Genomic DNA, 6,495 nt, shown 5'->3' on the forward strand with positions numbered 1-6,495 from the left:
AACAAGCACCTGCGCGCAGGGCGTCACCCGGAGGGGACCACCGCCGCGTCGAGCAGCGGCCCGAGTTCGCGGACCACGGCCCGCAGCGGGCGTACGTCCTCCTCGGCCCGGGCCATCACAATCGCGCCCTCCAGGGTGCTGATCATCAGGGTCGCGAGGGAGTCGGCACGGGCGGCGGGGACGCCCATGCAGGTCAGGGCCTCGGCGACCGGGGCGCGCCAGGTCGCGAACGCCGCGGCGGCCGCCTCGCGTGTGGAGGCGCCCGTGGCAGCACAGTCCACGGTCGCAGCGGCGACCGGGCAGCCCCCGGCGAAGCCCTCCGTCTCGTACTCACCCGTCCACTGGGCCGCCATCGCCGCGAACAGACTGCTCGGCGTCGGCTCGGCCAGGCCCGCGAGGAAGCGGGCGACGCGCTTGCCGGCGTACCGTCCGGCCCAGGCCACGGCCTCGTTGACCAGCTGTTCCTTGCCGCCTGGGAAGTAGTGCTGGAGCGAACCGCGCGGTGCCCCGGCATGGGCGGCGACGTCCCGCATACCTGTCGCGCCGACCCCGTCGCGCCGGATCAACTGGGCCGCACTGAACACCATCCGCTCGCGCGGCCCGTGCAGCGCCTGCGCCATGGCCGACCTCCGATCGCCCTCACCCTGGGCCTTCACCCTATGACCGGTGTCATAACTCTCGCTACTATGACAGCGGTCATAGTCGGCCGGCAGAGCGAAGGGCGGCCCCCGTGAACGTCGGATTCATCGGTCTCGGAGTGATGGGTCAGCCGATGGCGCTGCGCCTGGCGACTTCTGGCACACCCCTCGTGGTGTGGAACCGGACTCCGGAGCGCGCCGAGCCGTTGCGCACGGCCGGCGCCGAGGTCGCCGCGGACGCGGACGAGGTGTTCGCGCGGGCCGAGGTGGTGCTGCTGATGCTCGCGGACGAGGCGGCGACCGACACCGTCCTCGGCCGCGGCACCCCCGCCCTCCCCGCGCGGGTCGCCGGACGCCTGGTCGTCCACATGGGCACGACGTCCCCCGAGTACTCCCACGCCCTGGAGTCCGACGTCCGCGCGGCCGGCGGCCGGTACGTGGAGGCACCCGTCTCCGGCTCCCGGGTGCCGGCGGAGCAGGGGCAACTGGTGGCGATGCTGGCCGGCGAGGAGTCCGCCGTGGACGTCGTGCGACCGCTGCTGGCGCCCCTGTGCCGGGAGACGTTCGTGTGCGGCGCGGCACCGGGCGCACTGCTGATGAAGCTGTCCGTGAATCTCTTCCTGATCACCCTGGTGACCGGGCTGACCGAGGCCTTCCACTTCGCCGAACGGCAGGGTCTGGACCGGCGCCTGTTCCTGGACGTCCTGGACGCGGGCCCCATGGCCAGCGGGGTCTCCCGGATGAAGGCGCCCAAGCTGCGCGAGCGGGACTTCGCGGTGCAGGCGGCCGCCCTGGACGTCCTGAAGAACAACCGGCTCATCGCCGAGGCGGCCCGCAGGGCTCACCTGGCCTCGCCCCTGCTCGACGTCTGCCACGGCCTGTTCGAGGAGACGGTCACGCGGGGGTACGGCGGCGAGGACATGGTGGCGGTACTGCGGGCGATCGAGGCGCGGACCGCCGAGGTGCCGTAGCCGGGCCCAGGGGGTTTCGTTCGGATCAGCCCGGGCCCAAACGAAACCCCCTAGCTCTTCGGGATGCCGTACACCCGCTCGACGGGCAGCCGCAGCACCAGCCGCCGGTCGCGGACCATGGCGGCCCGGTAGTCGTCCCACTCCGGGTGTTCGCCGAGGACGTCCCGGTAGAGCCGGACCAGCTCCTCGACGGTCTCGTCGTACGGGTCCCCGGCCACCGGCGTCAGCTCGGCCGTGCCCTCGGCGACCGTGTACGCCCAGCGGTCCTGGCTGGTGACGTGGTACGAGGCGCGGGGGTCGCGGCGGAGGTTGCGGGTCTTGGCGCGGTCGTCGGTGATCGAGATCCGGAGGACCCGTTCGTCGGGGTAGTAGGCGTGGCTGACGTTGGACAGCTGGGGCCGGCCGTCGCTCTTGAGCGTGACCAGCACGCCGCCTCGCGTCTCGGAGAGCAGCTTGAGCAGGGCGTCCTGCGTCGGGTCCTGAGTCATATGAGGGTCAACTGGCCCGAGGGTACGGGCATTCCCCACCCGAACAGATGAGTAGACACTGTCTACTACCAACTGGTAGACACTGTCTATGACCGAATCCGACACGGGGCTGCGCACCCGCCTCATCGACGTCGGCGTGGACCTGGTCGCCGTCGAGGGTGTCCAGGCGCTGACACTCCGGGAGATCGCCCGCCGCGCGGGGGTCTCGCACGGGGCACCACGCCGCTATTTCCCCACCCATCTGGAGCTGCTGTCCGCCATCGCCCGACGGGGGTTCGCCGATCTGGGCGACCGGGTCCGGCCGGCACTCGACGGCACCGGCGACCCGCGCGCACAGGTGCGGGAACTGGCCCGCGTGTACTTGGACTTCGCTCTGGAAAACGCCGGCATGTACGAGTTGATGTTCCGTCACGATCTGCTGGAGAGCGGCCACTTGGGGCTGCGAGAGACGAGCCTGCCGCTGTTCACCGTCCTCGCGGACCTCGTCGGCCGGGTCCGCCCGGAGACGGACGCCCGGCGCACGGCGGGCGCCCTGTGGGCGAACCTGCACGGCATCGCCCAGCTGTGGGGCTGGGGCAGCCTCCGACTCGCCACGGGCGAGCCCGACTTCGGCGCGCTGCTGGACACGGCCCTCCTCGCCCACCTGGGCCCGGAGGGCGGGCGGTGAACCGCCGGCTGACCCTGGTGAGCAGTGTGGCGGGCGCCGTACTCGTAGCCCTCGACGGCACGGTCCTCACGGTCGCCCAACCCTCGCTGCAGCGGGCGCTGCACGCCTCGTACGCGCAGGTGCAGTGGACCAGCACCGCGTACCTCGTGGCGGTGGCGAGCCTGCTGGTGTTCGCGGGCCGGCTCGGCGACCGCTACGGGCAGCGGCGGATGTTCGCGCTCGGCATGCTGGGGTTCGGTGCCGCCTCGGCGGGCGTCGGACTGGCGCCCACGATCGGCTGGGTGATCGGACTCCGCGCGGCACAGGGTGTGTTCGGGGCACTGCTGCAGCCCGCCACGCTCGGCATGCTGCGGGCCGCCTTCCCGCCGGACCGGCTGGCGATGCCGCTCGCGATACGCACCGGCGCGATCGGCCTGGCGGCGGCAGCGGGTCCGTTGCTGGGCGGGGCGCTGGTGAACGGGCTGGGCTGGCAGGCGGTGTTCTTCCTGAGTGTGCTGCCGGCGGTGGGCCTGGGCCTGACGACCCTGGTCCTGCCCGACCCGGGCCACGCTCCGACTTCCCACACCCCGTTGGACCTGCCGGGGGCACTGCTCCTCGCCGTGACCCTGGCCTGTCTCGTCCGGACGCTGACCGCGCTGCCCGCCTCCGGTACGGCCGTCGCCGCCGGTCTGGCGATGGCCGCGTTCGCCGCAGCCACCTTCGTACGGCACGAACGCCGCGCCACAAGCCCCCTGCTGCCCCCTGACGTGATCCGCTCACCCGCGGTCGGGTCGGCCCTGGCCGTCCTGGTCGCAGCGTCGGCCTCCCTCTTCGGAGCCCTGTTCGTCGAGACGTACGTGCTGCAGCGCGAACTCGGCCTCGACCCGTTCCAAAGCGCCCTGCGCAGCCTGCCGTTGGCGGTGCTGATGGTGGGGTCCGCTCCGCTGTGCCCGGTACTGCTGCGCAGGCTGGGTGCACGACGAACGACGGCAACGGCAACGGCACTGCTCGCCCTCGGCGTCCTGGTCCTGTCCGGGGCCCCCGGCGCACTCGCCCAGGGCTGCGCCTTCGCCCTGCTGGGAGCCGGGTTCGGCACGGTGATGGTGGCGGCCACTCACGTGGTCGTACGGCAGGCGCGGGTGGCGGTGGCCGGAGTGGCAGGGGGCCTGCAGCAGACCGCGCTCAACATCGGGCCCGTACTCGGCGTGGCCGCGGGCACCGCGCTGATGGGCGCGGGCCCCCGGACGGCGCTGCTCGTACTCGCCGCGGTGGCCGCCACCGCCGTCCCGGCGGCCCGCGCACTGCCGGGGCCCGGGGTCGCGTCGATCACACACACCCCTGACGAACAGGTCCGTTCCGGGATTCCTGCGCGACGATGAGGCGTGCGTTGCGGCGGACCTGCCTGCCCGCACGCACGTACGACGCGACCTGAGGAGAGCGATGGCACAGCTGCGACAGGAAGTCGACCCGGGCGAGGCCGGGCTGGACCCGAAGGCCCTCGACCGCCTCGACCGGCGCTTCGCCCAGCACGTCGACGAAGGCCGCCTGCCCGGCTTCCTGTTGGCCGTGGCCCGCGGCGGCCGCGTCGCCCACCTCACCACGTACGGCCACCGGAACGTCGCGGCCGGGCTGCCCGTCGAGACGGACACCCTCTGGCGCATCTACTCCATGACCAAGCCCGTCACAGCGGTCGCGGTGCTCCAACTGGTGGAGGAGGGCCGCCTGTCCCTGGACGACCCTGTCGACCGCTACCTGCCGGAATTCGCCGACCCCCAGGTGTACGAGAGCGGTGCGGGCACCGAAGTGCGCACACGCCCCGCCGCCGGCCCGATCCTCATCCGGCATCTGCTCACCCACACGGCAGGCCTGACCTTCGGCTTCTACTACAGACACCCCGTGGACACCCTCTACCGCGAGGCCGGCCTGGAGTCGTCCGTGCCGCCCGGCGCGAACCTGTCCGAGACGATGAACGTGTACGCGCGCCTGCCCCTGCAGTTCGAACCGGGCACGCAGTGGAACTATTCAGTCGCCTCCAACGTGCTGGGCAGGATCATCGAGTTGGTCTCCTCACACCCCCTGGACGAGTACGTCGCCGAGCGCATCCTCCACCCCCTCGGCATGACCGACGCCGGCTTCCACGTCAGCCCCGGACAGGCCGAGCGACTGGCCGAGATGTACGGCGAGACCGAGGACGGCGGCATCACACCGATCCCCGGACTGCCACTGCGCGGCCGGCCCCGCTTCCTGTCCGGCAGCGGCGGCATGGTCGCCACGGCCCAGGACTTCCACCGTTTCATGGAGATGCTCCGCCGGGGCGGTGAACTGGACGGCACCCGCCTCCTCTCCCCCGACACGGTCGCCCTGATGACCCGCAACCACCTCCCCGGCAACACCGACCTGCGCACCTTCGGCGCCCCCACCCACCAGGAACGCAACAACGACGGCCTCGGCTTCGGCTTCAACGTCTCCGTCGTCATCGACCCGGCCCGCACCGTCGCCCCCCAGGGCCTCGGCACCTACGGCTGGACCGGCGTGGCCACCACGGCCTTCTGGATCGACCCGGCCCACGACCTGACCGTCCAGTTCATGACCCAGGTACGCACGAAGAAGCTGAAGGTCTTCCCGGAGCTGCGGCGAATGGTGCACGAGGCGTTGGTGGACTGATCGCCGGTGGCGGCTTGTCCCACTGCGTGAGCGGCTCGGGCTGCATTCAGGCACGGCGGGAGGCAGGCACCAACCCTCCCGCGTCTCACCGCCCCCCGCACCGCAGATGGCCGGCTACACATGGCGAATGAGCAGTGCGAACCCACCCAGAACGCACATGCTCGCCCCGAGCCCGTACAGCCGGCCGGTCAGGCCTGCGGAACCGTGTTGCCGCCGCGAGAGAGCGGCCGCCGCGCCCGCTGCCACGATGGCCACGCCGCCCACCGCGAGGAGGACCACGGCAGGCCCGGTCGAGATGGGCCCGGTGTGCTCCCCGTCACGCGGCATCCACTGGGTGACCAGCATCCGTACCCCTCACCGCTCCATCAGTCCGGCCGTCAGCCTAACGAGTGGGGTGGCGCGGCCCTGTAGCGCCTTCCTCGGATGCGCACCAATCCAGTCGTCGGGCAAGGCGATCGGCACGCGCACGGTGACCTTGGATCCCGACGTCCTGAGACTTGACCCCAGGTGGACCGCCGGACTCGAAGCCGAGATCGTGACTGCCCGGAGGTGGTCGTGGAGGACGTGTCGGGCTGCGAGGCGGGCTGCTGGCAGGCGGGCTCGCAGCCGGAGAGACACTGCTCGTCAGCGGGGCCACCGGCAACCTCGGCAGCACCGCGGTCGCGCTCGCGATGGGCGCGGGCCGCGTGGTCGCCCCGGGCCGCAACCAGGCCGCGCTCGACCTCCTCGCCGACCGCTTCGGTCCGCGTCTGCGCCCGGTCCAGCCGACCGGAGACGAGGCCCCAGACCGCGCGGCGATGTCCACGGCGGCCGAAGACCCGATCGACATGGTGATCGACCTGCTCCCGCCGAGCGCACCCAGCTCGGCCTCGCGTGCGGCGGCCATGACCGTGCGCGAGTACGGCCGCGTCGTCTTCAAAGGCGGCGTCGGCATGCTCGGTGGCGACGACCTCGCACTCCCGTACCCATGGATCATCGAACCGCGCTCCTAGATGTATTGACCCGCAGCGTTGTTCACTCGGCTGATCGGGGGCTGGCCTCCGAGTGCGGTGTGGCAGCGGTGGTGGTTGTAGGTGTGGAGAAAGTCT

Annotated in this window: 6 protein-coding genes and 3 pseudogenes; 5 read left to right on the top strand and 4 right to left on the bottom strand. The window is 72.0% G+C overall.

The annotated features are described in order from the left end of the window. Positions 1 to 23: 23 nt before the first annotated feature. On the bottom strand, positions 24 to 620 hold the full coding sequence (locus FB157_RS09435) for a TetR/AcrR family transcriptional regulator (RefSeq protein WP_145877837.1): 597 nt from the start codon (positions 618 to 620) through the stop codon (positions 24 to 26). Positions 621 to 709: 89 nt separating this feature from the next. Here FB157_RS09435 and FB157_RS09440 point away from each other — a divergent pair. Next, positions 710 to 1,609: pseudogene (locus FB157_RS09440) on the top strand (NAD(P)-dependent oxidoreductase); the annotation flags it as partial. Positions 1,610 to 1,659: 50 nt separating this feature from the next. Here the strand turns inward: FB157_RS09440 and FB157_RS09445 are convergent. Beyond that, positions 1,660 to 2,097, bottom strand: a complete 438-nt coding sequence (locus FB157_RS09445) for a PPOX class F420-dependent oxidoreductase (protein ID WP_145877841.1) — start codon at positions 2,095 to 2,097, stop codon at positions 1,660 to 1,662. A gap of 88 nt (positions 2,098 to 2,185) precedes the next feature. Between FB157_RS09445 and FB157_RS09450 the strand changes: the two genes are divergently transcribed. The 3 genes from FB157_RS09450 (at position 2,186) to FB157_RS09460 (ending at position 5,407) form a co-directional block, all read left to right on the top strand. After that, complete coding sequence (locus tag FB157_RS09450) at positions 2,186 to 2,764, top strand: TetR/AcrR family transcriptional regulator (RefSeq protein WP_145877842.1); 579 nt, start codon at positions 2,186 to 2,188, stop codon at positions 2,762 to 2,764. Then, positions 2,761 to 4,122 carry an MFS transporter gene (locus FB157_RS09455; protein ID WP_145877844.1) on the top strand — a complete coding sequence of 454 codons (1,362 nt, stop codon included), beginning with the start codon at positions 2,761 to 2,763 and terminating at the stop codon, positions 4,120 to 4,122. Before FB157_RS09450 ends, FB157_RS09455 begins: the two co-directional genes overlap by 4 nt. Positions 4,123 to 4,183: 61 nt before the next feature. Beyond that, a complete protein-coding gene (locus FB157_RS09460; protein ID WP_145877846.1) occupies positions 4,184 to 5,407 on the top strand; it encodes a serine hydrolase in 1,224 nt (407 codons plus the stop codon). Between the two features lie 114 nt (positions 5,408 to 5,521). Here FB157_RS09460 and FB157_RS09465 read toward each other — a convergent pair whose 3' ends face one another. Next, positions 5,522 to 5,752, bottom strand: a complete 231-nt coding sequence (locus FB157_RS09465; protein ID WP_145877847.1) for a hypothetical protein — start codon at positions 5,750 to 5,752, stop codon at positions 5,522 to 5,524. A 233-nt stretch (positions 5,753 to 5,985) separates the two neighbouring features. Here FB157_RS09465 and FB157_RS09470 point away from each other — a divergent pair. Next, positions 5,986 to 6,384: pseudogene (locus FB157_RS09470) on the top strand (alcohol dehydrogenase); the annotation flags it as partial. An 11-nt stretch (positions 6,385 to 6,395) separates the two neighbouring features. On the opposite strand, the pseudogene FB157_RS09475 reads toward FB157_RS09470, so the two are convergent. Further along, positions 6,396 to 6,495: pseudogene (locus tag FB157_RS09475) on the bottom strand (IS481 family transposase); the annotation flags it as partial.

It is taken from the genome of Streptomyces sp. BK340 (assembly GCF_007827595.1).
Taxonomy (GTDB): Bacteria; Actinomycetota; Actinomycetes; order Streptomycetales; family Streptomycetaceae; genus Streptomyces.